General features: G+C 64.0%; 12 protein-coding genes. 10 read left to right on the plus strand and 2 right to left on the minus strand.

What is annotated here, in order from left to right:
* Positions 1–119: 119 nt before the first annotated feature.
* Positions 120–902 (minus strand): hypothetical protein, encoded by a 783-nt coding sequence (locus tag ABX74_RS04460; protein ID WP_047888325.1) that lies wholly within the window; start codon positions 900–902, stop codon positions 120–122.
* Positions 903–1,104: 202 nt separating this feature from the next.
* Between ABX74_RS04460 and ABX74_RS04465 the strand changes: the two genes are divergently transcribed.
* From ABX74_RS04465 to ABX74_RS04475, 3 genes are read left to right on the plus strand one after another with little or no spacing between them, the layout of a single operon-like run.
* A complete protein-coding gene (locus tag ABX74_RS04465; protein ID WP_019748453.1) occupies positions 1,105–2,565 on the plus strand; it encodes a FecCD family ABC transporter permease in 1,461 nt (486 codons plus the stop codon).
* The gene (locus ABX74_RS04470) at positions 2,562–3,653 is read left to right on the plus strand and encodes a FecCD family ABC transporter permease (protein WP_019748452.1); all 1,092 of its coding nucleotides are present in this window, start codon (positions 2,562–2,564) and stop codon (positions 3,651–3,653) included. Before ABX74_RS04465 ends, ABX74_RS04470 begins: the two co-directional genes overlap by 4 nt.
* Complete coding sequence (locus tag ABX74_RS04475) at positions 3,650–4,501, plus strand: ABC transporter ATP-binding protein (protein ID WP_020907760.1); 852 nt, start codon at positions 3,650–3,652, stop codon at positions 4,499–4,501. Before ABX74_RS04470 ends, ABX74_RS04475 begins: the two co-directional genes overlap by 4 nt.
* A 10-nt stretch (positions 4,502–4,511) precedes the next feature.
* On the opposite strand, the gene ABX74_RS04480 is transcribed toward ABX74_RS04475, so the two are convergent.
* Complete coding sequence (locus tag ABX74_RS04480; RefSeq protein WP_047888326.1) at positions 4,512–7,085, minus strand: bifunctional lysylphosphatidylglycerol flippase/synthetase MprF; 2,574 nt, start codon at positions 7,083–7,085, stop codon at positions 4,512–4,514.
* A gap of 191 nt (positions 7,086–7,276) precedes the next feature.
* Here ABX74_RS04480 and ABX74_RS04485 point away from each other — a divergent pair, with 191 nt between their 5' ends.
* The 7 genes from ABX74_RS04485 to ABX74_RS04515 all read left to right on the plus strand — a co-directional run bounded on the left by ABX74_RS04485 (position 7,277) and on the right by ABX74_RS04515 (position 16,464).
* On the plus strand, positions 7,277–7,690 hold the full coding sequence (locus ABX74_RS04485) for a BlaI/MecI/CopY family transcriptional regulator (RefSeq protein WP_003944876.1): 414 nt from the start codon (positions 7,277–7,279) through the stop codon (positions 7,688–7,690).
* 25 nt (positions 7,691–7,715) lie between these two features.
* On the plus strand, positions 7,716–8,669 hold the full coding sequence (locus ABX74_RS04490; protein WP_003944922.1) for a M56 family metallopeptidase: 954 nt from the start codon (positions 7,716–7,718) through the stop codon (positions 8,667–8,669).
* 261 nt (positions 8,670–8,930) lie between these two features.
* Entirely contained in the window at positions 8,931–10,898 is a 1,968-nt protein-coding gene (locus tag ABX74_RS04495; protein WP_047888327.1) for a DEAD/DEAH box helicase, read from the plus strand.
* Between the two features lie 217 nt (positions 10,899–11,115).
* Positions 11,116–12,573, plus strand: a complete 1,458-nt coding sequence (gene gndA, locus ABX74_RS04500) for an NADP-dependent phosphogluconate dehydrogenase (RefSeq protein ID WP_007730904.1) — start codon at positions 11,116–11,118, stop codon at positions 12,571–12,573.
* 62 nt (positions 12,574–12,635) lie between these two features.
* Positions 12,636–14,138, plus strand: a complete 1,503-nt coding sequence (locus ABX74_RS04505; protein WP_047888328.1) for a DEAD/DEAH box helicase — start codon at positions 12,636–12,638, stop codon at positions 14,136–14,138.
* 4 nt (positions 14,139–14,142) lie between these two features.
* On the plus strand, positions 14,143–15,024 hold the full coding sequence (locus tag ABX74_RS04510) for a DMT family transporter (RefSeq protein WP_020907757.1): 882 nt from the start codon (positions 14,143–14,145) through the stop codon (positions 15,022–15,024).
* Positions 15,025–15,027: 3 nt separating this feature from the next.
* The gene (locus ABX74_RS04515; RefSeq protein ID WP_042919784.1) at positions 15,028–16,464 is read left to right on the plus strand and encodes a GuaB1 family IMP dehydrogenase-related protein; all 1,437 of its coding nucleotides are present in this window, start codon (positions 15,028–15,030) and stop codon (positions 16,462–16,464) included.
* Positions 16,465–16,616 lie beyond the last annotated feature (152 nt).

Here is a 16,616-nt window from a genome sequence, read left to right on the forward strand (position 1 = left end):
ATTCGATGGGAAACCCGCCGTGGGAAGGACCGGGAGTCTCTGCAGCCCTCAGGACTCCGGCGCGGTCCGGCAGTTTCGTCACTCTCGCGTCGTGTAGCTCTCTGCGAGGTGTTCCACAATCATAGGCAAGGCTGACCTAATTTAGCAAGCCCTTCGTCGAACTGGTTCCAACGAGGGCGTAGCGAGACCTTGCGGCGCGCACGAACCGGCAGCCCGGCGGCGACAAAGGCGTCCAGCAGTCCCTGCCCTCGACGCTGAGCGGCCGATTCGCCCCCACCGGCCAAGATGGGGACGTAGGCCGCTGCACCCAGGATCGACTCCCCTACCAGGCCCCAGAATCTGAACTGGTCGACGGGCGCACACCTGGCGACGGCGTCATAAATGGCTCGGAGTGAAGTCAGGCAACGGTGCGCGGTCCAGACAAGGAGCGCTTCTTCACACGGCATGTCGACGACGCCGTCACTGCCGGACTCCCGTCCGTTGGGCGCAACGCGCAGCGTTTCGTCGACCACGCCGGCCCAGTCGATCCCGCCGTCGCTGTCCATGTGGATGAACAGGTTCTCGAGCCCCGGGTCCCATGCGGACCCCTCGGAGACGATCGACGCGGCCACCCTGCCGACCACGGCATGAATAAGTGACGTGGCAACCTGGATCGCCGCAGCTTCGGCGCTGTCGAGATCTTGAAGTGAACGGGCGAACATCTGATGCACCCGATCCCCGCACAGGCCCTCGCTCAGTTGCCACCAACGCCGTTTACCTTCGCCCGCCATGGCGGCAACCGCGTAGACGCGCGGATAGTCAGGGTTGAGTGCTCGTAGGCGAACGCTGGTGCGGCTCAATGCGTTCGACCGGAGTTCGAATTCACGAACATCCGCATGCTGGGTGGTCAAGGTGATGGTCACCGTGCACTCCAATCGGCCGAAGTTGTCTTGTGGTTCTTAATGTAGGTTAGCCTCACCATAATTCAAGAGTAAAGAACTGTGACGCTGGGCACCGCATATTCACAGGAACGTCCCCCGCAGGAAGCGCACCCGCATAGGGTTCCGTAACCTAAGATGCGAATTCCCTGCGCACCAAGACCAGGAGCTCGAACCGCCAGTGACGATGATCAAATCTCTCGGGAACGGACATCCCCGAGGACCCAGCGAGACGTACGGACGGCGCATCGTGCCGCGCGGCCCCGCTCCTGTCCGAATGCGTGTCCTGGCTGGACTTTTCGACGCGGCGGTGTTCCTACTTCCGTTGATCGTCGGCTGGTACATCGTCCAGTCGCTCCGTGACGACAACGGTGGCGGCGAGGCCGATCGAGCAGTCTTCGGCGGGACAGCAATAGCCATCGCCGTCGGTCTCCTTGTGTGGAACCTCGGATTCCGTGAGGGGGCAACCGGTCGGACCTCGGGGAAGGGATGGGTTGGCCTGGTCACGCGTGACGCGACCACCAAACAGCCCATCGGTGTCCGCCGGGCTCTGCGCAGACCGTTCGACCGAAGCGGCATCGAGGTGGTCCGAGAAAGCACGGCCCGCGACGAGGGCTTCGAAGAACTCGCACGCGACAACAGCGTCGGTGCAACTCGCCGGCGCCGCCTGATCGGACTCGCGGTCCTCACCGTGCTGCTCGCGCTTGTGATGCTCGCGAGTATCGCAGTGGGTGCTCGTCCACTGACGTTCGCCGAGATCTTCCACGCGCTCTTCAATTCGGACGGAACTCAAACGGACATCATCGTGCGGACGTTGCGCGCCCCACGAACGATTTTGGGTCTTGTTGTCGGAATTGCACTCGGTATCGCCGGTGCCTTGATTCAGGGACACACGCGCAACCCGTTGGCGGATGCCGGTCTACTCGGCCTCAACGCAGGCGCAGCGTTCTTCGTGGTCATGGCGATCTACCTCTTCGGCTTTACGGCACCGAGTCAATACCTCTGGTTCGCGTTCGCAGGATCCTTCGTCGCCAGCATCGTCGTTTTCGGCTTGTCTTCCATCGGAAACGGCGGCGCAAGTCCTCTGAGTCTGGCTCTGGCGGGCGCGGCCGTCGCATTCTTCCTGCAAGCCATGACCAACGCCGTGATAATCCTCGACCAGACGAGCCTGGACGCCTACCGTTTCTGGGTTGTCGGGTCGGTGTCCGGTCGCGGGTTCGACGTCCTCTGGCAGGTCCTGCCGTTCCTGATACTCGGATTGGTCATCGCCTTGGCAAGTACGCCGGGGCTCAACGTCCTCAGCCTGGGTGAAGACGTCGCAAAAGCACTGGGAACTAACATCGCGTTCAGTCGCACACTCGGCATCGTCGCGATCACCCTGCTGACCGGCGCCGCCACCGCGGCGTGTGGTCCGATCGCGTTCATCGGTTTGGTGGTCCCTCACGTGGCCCGGGCCATCACCGGACCCGACTACCGCTGGCTGGTCCCGTACGCGGGCTTACTCGGCGCGGTCATGTTGATCACCGCGGACATCATCGGCCGCGTGGTCGTGCGCCCTGGTGAGTTGCAGGTCGGCATCATCTTGGCCCTGTTCGGCGCTCCGTTCTTCATCGCTCTCGTACGCCGCAGGAAGTTGGCAAGTCTGTGACGCTCAAGCAGGAACTCCGGGTACTCCCCCGGACCGTCCCCTCACGTAAGTCGATCCGCCTCGGTGGATTCTCGCTGGTCTACCGCCCACTCGCGGTGTCGGTGAGCATTGCCCTCGCAGTTGCGCTGTTCCTTCTGCTTTGCATCAACATCGGGCGGGGCGACTATCCGATCTCGATCCCCGATGTCATTTCGGTCCTGCTCGGCAATGGCAGCAAGACACAGAACCTGATCGTCTTCGACCTTCGACTTCCTCGGTCGCTCACCGCGCTCTTCATCGGTATGGCACTCGGCATTGCCGGTGCGGTCACCCAGACGATTGCGCGCAATGCCCTCGCCAGCCCCGACATCCTCGGAATCACGGCTGGATCGAGTGCCGCCGCAGTGGCACTCATCGTACTCGGCGGGGGTGGCTCGTTCGTGGGACTGCTTGCCACACTGGGGATTCCGTTGGCTGCGCTCTGCGGCGGCCTACTGACAGCAGTGGTGATCTACGCCTTGGCGTGGCGCAAGGGCGTCGAGGGGTTCCGCCTCATCCTGATCGGTATCGGCATCAACGCCATGCTGGTGGCAGCGACGGGATGGCTCCTCATCTCGGCGGACATCAACGACGCTTCTCGCGCACAGGTGTGGCTCAACGGTTCACTCAACGGTGCCACCTGGAATCAGATGTGGCCGGTCGCAATCGCCGTCGCAGTAGTCGGCGGCTACGCGGTGATCGCATCGTTCACCATGGGAGCACTGCGGTTGGGCGACGACAACGCAACCTCACTCGGTGTTCGCTTGCAATCATCACAGGCCAAGTTGTTGCTTTCCGCCGTGGCACTGGCCGCCATCGCGACCGCAGCAGCAGGTCCGGTCGGCTTTGTCGCCCTGGCTGCGCCACAGGTCGCCATGCGTCTGGTGCGCTCCGCCGGCCCGCCCATCGTGGCTTCCGCGCTGACCGGTGCTGTACTGGTGGTAGGCAGCGACGTCATCGCTCGAACAATTCTGCCTGTGGAACTCCCCGTCGGAATCGTGACTTCCGCACTGGGCGGCCCGTTCCTGCTCTACCTGTTGGTTCGTAACAATCGGAAGGTCACAGCATGACCACCATCGCCCAGTCCACCGATGCTCCTTCGCGTCTCGTCGCGCAGAATCTGACGCTCGGGTACGGGGATCGCATCATCGTCGACGGACTCGATCTCGAGATCCCCACCGGCGTGATCACGACGGTCATCGGACCCAACGGTTGCGGCAAGTCGACGCTCTTGCGCGCGCTCGGTCGTCTGCTCAAGCCAAAGGGTGGATCGGTCATCCTCGACGGCAAGGCGATCAGTTCGATGAAGACCAAGGAAGTCGCGCGGGTGCTCGGAATGCTCCCCCAGACTCCTGTTGCGCCGGAAGGGCTCACCGTCGCCGATTTGGTCTCACGTGGGCGCCACCCGCACCAGTCGTGGATCAGGCAGTGGTCCGCGGACGACGAGGGCGAGGTCGCCGAAGCGCTCGAGCTGACCGGTGTCTCGGATCTCGCCGATCGGCCCGTCGATCAATTGTCCGGCGGTCAGCGTCAGCGAGCCTGGATCTCGATGGCTCTCGCCCAGGGAACCGACATCCTGCTTCTCGACGAACCGACTACCTATCTGGACCTCGCGCACTCGATGGAAGTCCTCGACCTGGTGGATCAACTCCACGAGGAAATGGGGCGCACCGTGGTGATGGTTCTGCACGACCTCAATCTCGCGGTCAGATACAGCGATCATCTGATCGTGATGCGCGACGGCGCCGTCGTCGCTTCTGGTGTCCCCAAGGACATCATTTCCGCGGAACTTCTGCTCGAGGTGTTCGGTCTCGAAGCTGCGGTCATCGACGATCCCGTCTCGGATCGGCCGCTGATCGTTCCGATCGGAACCCGGCACGTGTTCGGTGCCGTCGGCGGGCCGGCAAAGCCTGCGTGACGATCGCGAATCAGCGACCCAGAATCGTCCGAACGAGTTTGAATCCCTGACCGATCGTCACGGTCGGCAGGTATGCCCGTCCGACCGCGTTGCCGATGCTCGGCAACGCGGCTGGATCGGCGAATGTCATGTGCATCGGCACGTACCGCGGCTGGAACTTCGATTTGAAGGCCAGCAGCGATCGAAATCCGTACACCGGTTCAAGGGTGCGACCGAGTAGGTCGAGCACGCTGTCCATCATCGCCGAGAAAGTCGTGGCCTCCGGTTCGTTCGCATTCCTCTCGGAGTCACCGGCGATTGTTGCCAGCGGTGCACCGGACAGACTGAGGAACTCGACGCCCTCCTCCTCCAATTTCAGTGCAGCGGAAGCGATGAGGAACTCCATCGCGGGACGGAACCCTTCGGAGCGTCGCCTCATGAAGTCGAGTGTCCACCCGACGACTTTGCCGTCGCGGTACACCGGTAGCCACGACGTGACACCGTGCACGGTGCGATCCTCGTCGACCGCGATCAGGCATCGCACTTGTTCGTCGTCGACCTCGTCGAGTCCGCCGAGGGTGAATCCCATCTCGGGCATCCCCTTGTCCGCTACCCACTCCTCCGAGATCGCGACCATCTGATCCTTGATCGCGAGAGGTGCATGAGGGAAGGAAATCCACTCGGCGGTGATACCGGACTTCTTCGCCCGGTTCAGTGCTGTGCGCACGTCCTGGAACCGCTTTCCTGTGAACGCGACTTGTCCCAGGTCGAGCACGGTTTCCTCGGCGACCTGTAGACCGCTCCAGCCCATCGAATCGGTGATGGTTCGGGCGTCGTCGGTCACGGAATAGAAGCAGGGAATCCAACCGTTCGACGACGCGAACTCGGCGAACCCGTCGATCGCCGCGCGCATGCGATCTGGAGGACCGACCGGATCACCTGTGGTGAGAGCAACGCCGGCGATGACGCGATACGCGACGTAACTCGAACCGTCCGCGCTGAACCAGTACGTGTTCCCCTTCCACGTCGTCATCCACGACAACGGGCTGCCGGTACCGGCGATCAACATGGATCGCGCTCGTTCGGCGGCTTTGGGATCGGCGGTCTTGACCGGCTTGAGGAAACTCACGAATACCAACACGGCGGCAACGCCCCAGAACACGACGCCGGTCCACTCGAAGAGCAACGTCGACTCGATGTCCACGGGAAGCAGGCGCGGGTCGATCAACTGCAGGTACACCGGCGGTACAAGGCGCTGTGGGAAGTCCGCGAGCAGCAACGTGACCGTGGGCTCGCGGTCGAACCCGTGCCTGGCGAGCATTCCGCCGCCGACGTAGATCACGGCGAGGACCGCGAGCAAGGTCACGATCGCAGCACCGAGACGTCGGTACGTCTTGGCCGGGGCCGCGACGTCGAAGTATCGACGTGTGGCGATCAGCAGGATCAGCACGAAGAGCGGTGTCAGGAACGGCACCAGCGTTCGATACACGTTCGGATCGCTGATTCCGTAGAACAAGCTGTCGCTGTCGACGGCGTCGACGAACCTGATGACGAAGTTCCCGATCGAGAGGACGAGTAAGACGACCTGAGCACAGACAGTCGCAATCCAGGCGAATCTGCGGCCACGACGGAGCCCATCGCTCAACACCAGCACAAAAATCGACGGCATCAACGAGAGCAGAGTCGGACCGATCCCCGAGAGTCTCAGCTCGAGGAGGCCGCGTCGGCAGTCCGGATCCGACGCGGATTCGGCGCACAGCTCACGTACTTCTGCGACAGTCCAGGGAACACCACGGAAGAGATCGCGGAGTACGGCGAGTGGGCCAACCGCCTGTGGGGACAGCGCGGCGATCATCGGGCCGATCGCACTTGCCGCGACGACGATGGCGACCAGGACTCGGCCCTCTCGCTGTGTCCCGGCGATGCGTTCACCGCGAGCCGATCGTCCGACGATCCACTGTCCGATCACCAAACCCACCACAGCGGCAAAGAATCGGATGACATCTTGCAGCTGACCACTGAACAAGGCCAAGGTGATGGTCAAAGCCAGGGTTCCGACGCGGATGCGGCGACGCCACAATGTCCCCATGTTCGAGCTGGCGGCCATCGCGGCGCCGACGATCCACGCGCTCGCGCCGACAGCGGAGCCGACATGGAGGCGGAACCCCCAATTGGAGTCGAACACTTTCACGAAGGATGCCCAGCCGAGCCCGAGCAGAACTCCCAAGATTTGAGTGCTTGCGCCGGCGATCGCCAGCTTGATCGTTCCCATCCGCCGTTCGAGAGGTGCAGCGACCGCAATCAGGAGCACGCTCGCGCCGATGTACCCGAGCAGGTTTCCTGCCCACAGCGCGGAGCTCAGTGGAATCCAGACATGTCCGTGCTGGATCGAGCCCATTCCCGCACCGATCGTGTGCTCGAGATCGCGGGACGGTCCGTGAACGAGGCTGCCGGTTGCGGCGCCCAGTATCCACATGGTGAGAAGTAGGACGACCGTCAAGGGTGCGTCGCGAATGCCGAAACGGATGATGCCGGCAGCTTTCTGCGTGACTACCCGCGCCCGTGATGTCGATTCTTCGGTGCCCGGCGAACTGTCGATCGTCATCTACGTGCGGCTACTTTCTGCGGATCGACTGTTGGCTTGCAATTATCGGGCATCGTCATTGTCGGGACTTTGGTCGTCTCACACCACCGTAACCGTCACGCAGATCACTATGGCCAATACCACACCCCCACCGAGGCGGTTACTACTACCAGTAGTACGTATTTCGTCGTGGAAGTCCGTAGAATCGAAGAATGGCAGGTCTAGGTGAACTCGAACGCGCGGTGATGGATCATTTGTGGTCCACATCGGAACCGCAAACTGTGCGACAGGTGCATGAAGCACTCGCGACGCATCGCGAATTGGCGTACACGACGGTAATGACCGTTCTGCAGCGCCTGGCGAAGAAGCATCTGGTGATTCAGCAGCGTGACGATCGCGCCCATCGCTATCTTCCCGTCAACAAGCGCGAAGAACTGGTCGCGAGTCTGATGGTCGACGCGCTGGCCCAGGCCCCGGAGTCCGGCGGTCGCGCTGCGGCACTCGTCCACTTCGTGGGACAGGTCAATGCTGACGAAGCCGATGCTCTCCGCGAAGCGCTCGCTGCCCTCGAGGTGCGCGAGTCCGCGAAAAAGGCTGCGCAGCCCGGAATTTCTAGGCCGAACTGATTTCGTCGTGCATGATGTGTAGGACATGAACGCCACTACTGCACTGGTTTTCGGACTGCTTGCCTTGTTGCTGGCCGGTCCGGTTCCCGCACTCCTGAGCCGCTCCACGTGGCCTTACCGCGCTCCACGCGCGGCGTTGGTTCTGTGGCAAGCCGTCGCAATTGCTGCGGTGCTGTCGGCATTCAGCTCGGGCCTGGCCATTGCCAGCCAGCTGCTCGTTCCCGGCGCTGACGGTAGGCCGACGACGGCCCCGACCGCCGAAATCGATGCACTCGGGCTCCCGCTGTGGATTCTGTACGTGGTTGTTTTTGCCCTGACGCTTCTGATCGGCGCGAAGCTGATCTTCTCGATAATCCAGGTCGCTGTGAGAACCCGACGTCGCCGTGCACGTCACCGCGTGTTGGTGGACCTTCTCGACGACTGCGCCATGCCCGCGTCGGTGGAACGCACACCCGATCTGCGGGTGCTGGACGTGGACGAACCGATCGCATACTGCCTGCCAGGTCTGCGCCAACGCGTGGTTCTCAGCCAAGGCACTCTGCAGAACCTCGATCATGCCGAGGTCAAAGCAATCCTGACCCACGAGCGTTCACACCTGCGAGCTCGTCACGATCTTGTCCTCGAGGCTTTCACGGCCGTCAACCACGCCTTCCCCCGTTTCGTCCGTAGCAAGTCGGCTCTGGGATCGGTACAACTGCTGGTGGAGTTGCTCGCCGACGATTCAGCTGTGCGGGCTACCGGTCCCACTCCCCTCGCGCGGGCACTTGTCGCGTGTGCCGGATCGACGGCACCCCGCGGAGCGATGGCAGCGGGCGGCCCGTCGACGCTCATCCGAGTGCAGCGCCTCTCGGCCGACGATGCAGATCCCCGCATCGCAGTTTTTGCGTATCTCGGGGCGGTCGCGATTCTCGTGGTTCCCACGGTTGCGGTGGCTGTGCCCTGGCTCACCGAACTTCGACTGCTTTTCAACGCATACTGAGTCTTGACCTGCGCAACCCCGTGTAGTAGTGCAGGTCACAGGCGGGGCTACCTGACTTCGGTGTCCCCGGTGGCGTAGAGTGGACCACGGCCACCATCGTGGTCCGTCAACATATAACGGCACACAGCCCAATTCCCCGCAGTATGCGTTCGGATTGCCAGGTGACATGTGCCCTGGCTCGTCCCTTTGCGAACTGTGTCGTGTATTTCAGCATGGCTTCTTCCGCTCCGCGACGTGCCCGTAGTCCGGAGAGGTTTCCGCGTGACCAACGCTGTCCAAATGTCGTCTTCCGAGAACATCGAAGACCCCACCGTCAACACCCCCGCTGCCGAAGAAGCAGTCGCCACCGAGCCGGGTATCACCTTCGCCGAGATCGGCCTGCCCGAGCAGCTTGTTGCCGCATTGGCGCGCAACTCCATCACCGTCCCGTCCCCCATCCAGGCACAGTCCATCCCGGACGCGCTCGCCGGAACCAACGTTCTCGGCCGCGCACAGACCGGATCGGGTAAGACCCTCGCCTTCGGCCTGCCGATGCTGACTCGCCTCTCACGCCACGAAGATCGCCCGGCCGCCAAGCGTCCCCGCGCACTCGTGCTCGTCCCCACCCGTGAGCTTGCTTTCCAGGTGGTCGACTCCCTCAACTCCTACGCCGGCGCACTCGGACTCACGGTTCGTCCCGCTGTCGGTGGAACGCCGTTCGCCAAGCAGGTCGATCAGCTTCGCCGCGGCGTAGACGTCCTCGTCGCAACGCCGGGTCGTCTCGGCGACCACCTGCGTCAGGGCACCTGCATCCTCGACTCGGTGGAAATCACCGCACTCGACGAAGCCGATCAGATGGCGGACATGGGCTTCCTGCCCGAGGTTCGCTCGATCCTCGGCGAGACCCCCGCAGACGGACAGCGTCTGCTGTTCTCGGCAACCCTCGACCGTGAGGTCCAGTCGCTGGTTCGTCAGTTCCTGGCCAACCACGTCACACACTCCACCGAAGACGGCCGCGCAAGCGTCGACACGATGGAGCACTACGTCCTCCTCGTCGATCGTGGGCAGAAGGATTCCGTCCTCGCCGAGATCGGTGCCCGTGACGGACGCACCATCATGTTCGCCCGCACCAAGCTCGGTTGCGAGGGAATCACCGATCGCCTCCGCGCAGTCGGCATCGCTGCCGAGTCGCTTCACGGCGGCAAGGCACAGAACCAGCGCACCCGCGTCCTCGAGCGTTTCAAGAACGGCCGCACCCCGGTCCTCGTCGCAACGGACGTTGCAGCGCGCGGTATCCACGTCGACGGCATCGACCTCGTCGTTCACGTCGATCCCCCGGCCGACCACAAGGACTACCTGCACCGCGCTGGTCGTACCGCTCGCGCCGGCGAGAAGGGCACCGTTGTCGCCATCGTGCTGCCCAACCAGAAGCGTCAGTTCAAGCGTCTGACCGGAATGGCCGGCGTCAATGCCGCAGCCGTTGCCGTCACCCCGGGTTCTGCTGAACTTGCTCGCATCACCGGCGCCAAGAAGCCGACCGGAGAACCCTTGCGCGAGAGCTCTTCTCGTGGCGAGCGTTCCTTCGGTGATCGTGGCGGAAGCCGTGGCGGCTACCAGGGCAACCGCTCTTCCGGCGGCTACCAGGGCAACCGCTCTTCGGGTGGATACCAGGGCAACCGTGACGGTGAGAGCCGCGGCGGATACCAGGGTGATCGCTCCAGCGGTGGTTACCAGAGCAACCGCGACAGCCGCCCCTCGACCGGCTACCAGGGCAACCGCTCTTCCGGTGGATACCAGGGAAGCCGCGACGGCGAGAGCCGCGGCGGTTACCAGGGCAACCGCTCTTCCGGTGGATACCAGGGTGATCGCTCCAGCGGTGGTTACCAGGGCAACCGTGACAGCCGTCCGTCCTACGGAGACCGCGACAGCCGCCCGTCGACGGGTTACCAGGGCAACCGCTCGTCGGGCGGATACCAGGGAAGCCGTGACGGCGAGAGCCGCGGCGGATACCAGGGCAACCGTTCGTCCGGTGGTGGATACCAGGGCAGCCGCGACAACAACCGCTCGTACGGCGATCGCGACAGCCGCCCCTCGACCGGCTACCAGGGCAACCGCTCTTCCGGTGGATACCAGGGCAACCGCGACGGCGGCGACAACCGTGCAGCCTCGACCAGCGGTGGCGGCTTCCGCAGCCGCACCGACCGTCGTAGCTATGACGGATTCGACGGCCCGAAGCGCGATCAGCGGTAATACCTGCGCTGAGCTGCGGCTCGACAACTGAACACTGAGAACCTTCCGGCTGTGCCGGAAGCTGTATCGAGACGGATGCAGGTCACTGCAATTAAAGTGATCTGCATCCGTGTTTTGTATGCACGGTCTGATGTTCACGCGCGTCGCGGCCGCACCGTTTTCGGCTGCGCACAGCGCAGGATTTCACAGCCGCGGACCGAGAGGGAAAGCTGTAAGTATGTCAACCACTAGCACCGAATCACCCCGAGCTCAGATCGGCGTCACCGGCCTGGCCGTCATGGGTTCGAATATTGCCCGCAATTTCGCCCGCCACGGTCACACCGTTGCCCTGCACAACCGCAGCATCGCGAAGACCGATGCCCTGATCGCCGAGCATGGTTCCGAGGGCGATTTCGTGCGCACCGAGACCGTCGAGGAGTTTGTTGCCGCACTGCAGAAGCCGCGACGCGTCCTGATCATGGTCAAGGCCGGCGCCCCGACCGACGCCGTGATCGAAGAGCTCGCGAACGCCATGGAGCCCGGCGACATCATCATCGACGGTGGCAACTCGCTCTACACCGACACGATCCGTCGTGAAGCAGCGATCCGCGCCCGCGGTCTGCACTTCGTCGGCGCTGGTATCTCCGGTGGCGAAGAAGGCGCACTCAACGGTCCGTCGATCATGCCCGGCGGCCCGAAGGAGTCCTACGAGGCTCTCGGCCCGCTTCTCGAGTCCATCTCCGCTCACGTCGACGGCACCCCGTGCTGCACGCACATCGGCCCCGACGGCAGCGGTCACTTCGTCAAGATGGTGCACAACGGCATCGAGTACGCCGACATGCAGCTCATCGGCGAGGCGTACAACCTCTTCCGCGACGCACTCGGTTACGACGCCGGTCAGGTCGCAGACGTCTTCACCGAGTGGAACAAGGGCACGCTCGAGTCCTACTTGATCGAGATCACCGCCGAGGTGCTCCGCCAGGTCGACGCCGAGACGGGCAAGCCGTTGGTCGACGTCATCGTCGACGCTGCCGAGCAGAAGGGCACGGGCCGCTGGACGGTCAAGTCCGCTCTGGATCTGGGCGTGCCGGTCACCGGTATCGCCGAGGCCGTTTTCGCTCGCGCACTGTCCGGTAGCCGCAATCAGCGCGCCGCAGCTCAGGCGCAGGGTCTGGCTGCCGGCTCTCTCGGCGACAAGCCTGCTGACGCCGAGCAGTTCGCCGCCGACATCCAGGCCGCGCTGTACGCGTCGAAGATCGTGGCGTACGCGCAGGGCTTCGATCAGATCGCTGCCGGCAGCGCCGAGTACGACTGGAACCTCAAGCCTGCCGACCTGGCGACGATCTGGCGCGGTGGCTGCATCATCCGTGCGCAGTTCCTCAACCGCATCAAGGACGCGTTCGACGCGGATCCGAGCCTTCCGAGCTTGATTCTGGCGCCGTACTTCCGCGAGGCCATCGAGGCAGGCATCGACAGCTGGCGCCGTGTGGTCGCCACCGCGACGATGCTCGGCATTCCGGTACCGGCGTTCGCGTCTTCGCTCTCGTACTACGACGGTCTCCGCGCGGAGCGTCTGCCGGCCGCGCTGACTCAGGGGCAGCGCGACTTCTTCGGCGCGCACACCTACGAGCGCATCGACAAGCCGGGCAAGTTCCACACACTGTGGAGCGGTGACCGCAGCGAAATCGAGGCCTGATTCACAGCGGGTATCGGTAGATGCGGTCATCTGCGTCTACCGATACCCGGTAGCCTGGACAAATGCAGGAATCGACGATCGACTCGCCCACCTCGACCGAAGGGCGTTCGTTCGTCGACCTCGGAATCCCCGCCGTGATGGTGCACGCGTTGCGCCGTAACGGCATCGATGCCCCCTTCCCCATTCAGTCGGCAACCATCCCCGATGTCCTTGCCGGCCGCGATGTCCTCGGGCGCGGCGCGACGGGTTCCGGAAAGACTCTGGCCTTCGGGCTTCCGATGCTGGTGCGCCTCAAGGGCGGGGCGAGCAAGCGGAATCGTCCGCGCGGTTTGGTGCTCGCTCCCACCCGTGAGCTGGCGATCCAGATCCACAAGGCACTCGACGACGCTGCTACCGAGATCGGTTTGCGTGTGGCAAATGCGGTCGGTGGCGTTCCGATCAAGCGTCAGGCCGACATCCTTGCCCGCGGCGTCGACCTCCTGATCGCGACCCCAGGGCGCCTACTCGACCTACTCGAGCAGAAGTCGGTGATTCTCGACGACGTCGTGATCACGACCATCGACGAAGCCGACCACATGGCAGACATGGGTTTCATCGACGAGGTTGCGAAGATTCTCGACACGACACCGAAAGACGGTCAGCGCCTTCTCTTCTCGGCAACACTCGACGGCAAGGTCGACGATCTGGTCGCGGGTTACCTGCGCAATCCGGCGTCGCACTCGACTGCTCCCCCGGTTGCCACCGTCTCGACCATGGAGCATCACCTGCTCTTCGTCGACCGCGACGACAAGAGATCCGTTGTCGCACATATCGGTTCACGGGCGGGGCGGACCATCATGTTCGTCAAGACCAAGCACGGAGTGGATCGTCTTGCGCAGCAACTACATTTGATCGGTGTCTCCGCAGGCGCCCTGCACGGCGGCAAGACGCAGAACAATCGGACCAAGACCCTCGCGTCGTTCTCCGACGGGACAACACCGGTCCTGGTCGCCACCGATGTCGCCGCGCGCGGAATCCATGTCGACGACGTGACGCTCGTCGTTCACGTCGATCCCCCGGCGGAGGCGAAGGACTACCTGCACCGGGCCGGCCGGACAGCACGCGCCGGGGAATCGGGCGTCGTCGTCACCATCGTCACCGACGAAGAACGTGATTCGGTCGAGAAGTTGACCAAGCAGGCAGGTATCAAGGTTCACGGCGTGCGGGTTCGTCCTGACGATCTGGAGCTCACGCGCATCACCGGCGCGATGGAGCCGACGGGAATACCGGTCGAAGCTCCCGATACGACGGTCGCCGTCAAGCACACCGCCAAGCGCGGCCGTCAGGAACACGACACTGCAGGCCGGACCGCTGCCGGAGGCCGGATGAAGAAGGACGGAGACAAGCGCGCGGCTTCCTCGCGGCGCGTCACCGATCCGAAGAGTGTGAAGAAGATCCGTGCGGACGGCACTCCGGTCCCGACCCGTTCGGAGCGTCTGGCGTCCAAGGGCTTGACCCCGCGTCGCGGCGCACCCGGCGCAGGAAAGCCGTCTGCCGGAAATCGGGCGGGCAAGCGCGCACACTGAGGGAATGGGTGATCTTCCACTGATCTCTGTTCTCTGCGCACTCGTCGCCGCGCTTCTCTTCGCGTGTGCCTCCGTCGCTCAGCAGCGCGCCGCGTCTGCGGTTCCGGAGGGCGAGGCGTTGGTGGCGTCGTTGATTCGCAGTCCTCGGTGGTGGGCCGGGCTGATCGGTGACGGCGGCGGTTACGTCATGCAGGCCGTTGCACTGTCGTTGGGTTCGGTGTTGGTGGTGCAGCCGCTGATCGTGACCTCGCTGCTGTTCGCGCTGCCACTTTCGGCCAGGTTCTCCGGAATTCGCATCACCCGTTCTGCGTGGTCGTTGGCGATCATGCTCGCGATTTCCTTGGCGATCTTCCTCGTAGTCGGCGATCCCACCGAGGGAGACAGCAACGCTCCGTGGTCGGATTGGGCTGTGCCCCTGACGATCACGGTCGCAGTGGCCGTGGTCGCAACTATCGGCGGCTTGTCCAAACTCGACGGTGGCTGGCGCGCTCTGCTTCTCGGCTCTGCGGCCGGAATCTTCTACGGCGTGGCCGTCGCATTCACCAAGTACGTCACCGACCTACTCGGACATGGCGTCGTCGGGGTGATTTCGGCATGGCAGACGTGGGCGCTGATCGCCTCGGGCGCAATCGGGGTCTACCTCCAACAGCGCGCTTTCCAGGTCGGGCCCCTGTCGGCGTCACTACCCGCCCTGACGATCGGCGAGCCGATCGCGGCCATCTTCCTGGGGATGACGGTTCTCGACGAACGCCTCCGCGTCGACGGTCCCGGAATTGCTCTCATCGGGTGCGCCGTCGCCGTCATGATCATGACCACGATCGCCCTCTCCCGCTCACAAGCGCGCGATACCGAGGGCGCTACGGCGGAATCGACGGTAGGCTCGTGAAACGTGCAGTTCCTCGAAGGGCAACGCCCCCCATACGACCTGACCTACGACGACGTCTTCCTCGTCCCTAACCGGACCGAGGTCACCTCTCGGTTCGACGTCGATCTCAATTCTTCCGACGGATCCGGAACGACCATTCCCGTCGTCGTCGCCAATATGACCGCAGTCGCCGGCCGCCGCATGGCCGAGACTGTCGCCCGCCGCGGCGGACTGGTCATCATTCCGCAGGACGTCCCCACTGACGCTGTCGCCGAGACCGTGGCGTTCGTCAAGAGCCGCCACCTCGTCGCTGATACGCCGGTCACGCTGAGTCCGGACGACGCCGTCTCCGATGCGCTGGCGCTGCTACCCAAGCGTGCACACGGCGCAGTCGTAGTGGTCGAGGACGGCAAGCCTCTCGGTGTCGTCACCGAGGCTGCCTGCGCGGATGTCGATCGGTTCACTCGCCTACGTACCGTCGCGATCACCGACTTCGTCACCGCCCCGGTCACCGCCACACCGCGTGAGGTCTTCGAACTGCTCGAAACCAAGCACGATCCGTTGGCCGTCATCGTCAACGAGGACGGAACCCTCGCCGGCGTCCTCACTCGCACCGGCGCGATTCGTGCCGGCATCTACGACCCCGCAGTCGATGAGCGCGGCGCACTCCGGGTCGCTGCTGCGGTCGGTGTGAACGGCGACGTGGGCGCCAAGGCCAAGGCACTCGTCGACGCCGGTGCCGACGTGATCGTCGTGGACACGGCTCACGGTCACCAGCAGAGAATGATCGATGCGCTCACCACCCTCAAGGCGCTCGACCTCGGCGTCCCGTTGGTTGCAGGCAACGTGGTGTCCGCACAGGGAACCCGTGATCTGATCGCCGCAGGCGCGGACATCGTCAAGGTCGGCGTCGGGCCCGGAGCCATGTGCACGACTCGCATGATGACCGGCGTCGGACGCCCGCAGTTCTCGGCCGTCGCGGAATGTGCTGCAGCAGCACGTGAGCTCGGCAAGCACGTCTGGGCCGACGGCGGCGTTCGCCACCCTCGCGACGTTGCACTCGCCCTCGCGGCGGGCGCGTCGAACGTCATGATCGGCTCGTGGTTCGCCGGCACGTACGAGTCCCCCGGCGATCTCAAAGTCGATCAGGCGGGCAACGCGTACAAGGAGAGCTTCGGTATGGCCTCCAAGCGCGCTGTTGCCGCTCGCACAGCCACCGAAACGGCTTTCGATCGCGCCCGTAAGGGATTGTTCGAGGAAGGCATCTCCAGTTCGCGGATGCGTCTCGATCCCGAGCGCCCCGGAGTCGAGGACCTGATCGATCAGATTTGTTCCGGCGTACGCAGTACCTGCACGTACGCGGGTGCGCGCTCACTCGAGGAGCTGCACGAGAAGGCAGTTCTGGGAGTGCAGTCCGCCGCCGGATTCGCCGAAGGACGGCCGCTTCCGTCGGGTTGGTGAACCACGTTTTATGACAGTCGGCGGGTGCTCGGGTCCCTGCTCCCGGGCACCCGCCGGTATCATTGGATCCGTAAACAGGAAACAAAACTCGGTCGGGTGCCCATCGGCGACCCGACCGAGCCCGCTACAGCCGAGAAATACTCGGCTCCGAC

It is taken from the genome of Rhodococcus sp. ARP2 (assembly GCF_001029585.1).
Classification (GTDB): domain Bacteria; phylum Actinomycetota; class Actinomycetes; order Mycobacteriales; family Mycobacteriaceae; genus Rhodococcus_F; species Rhodococcus_F erythropolis.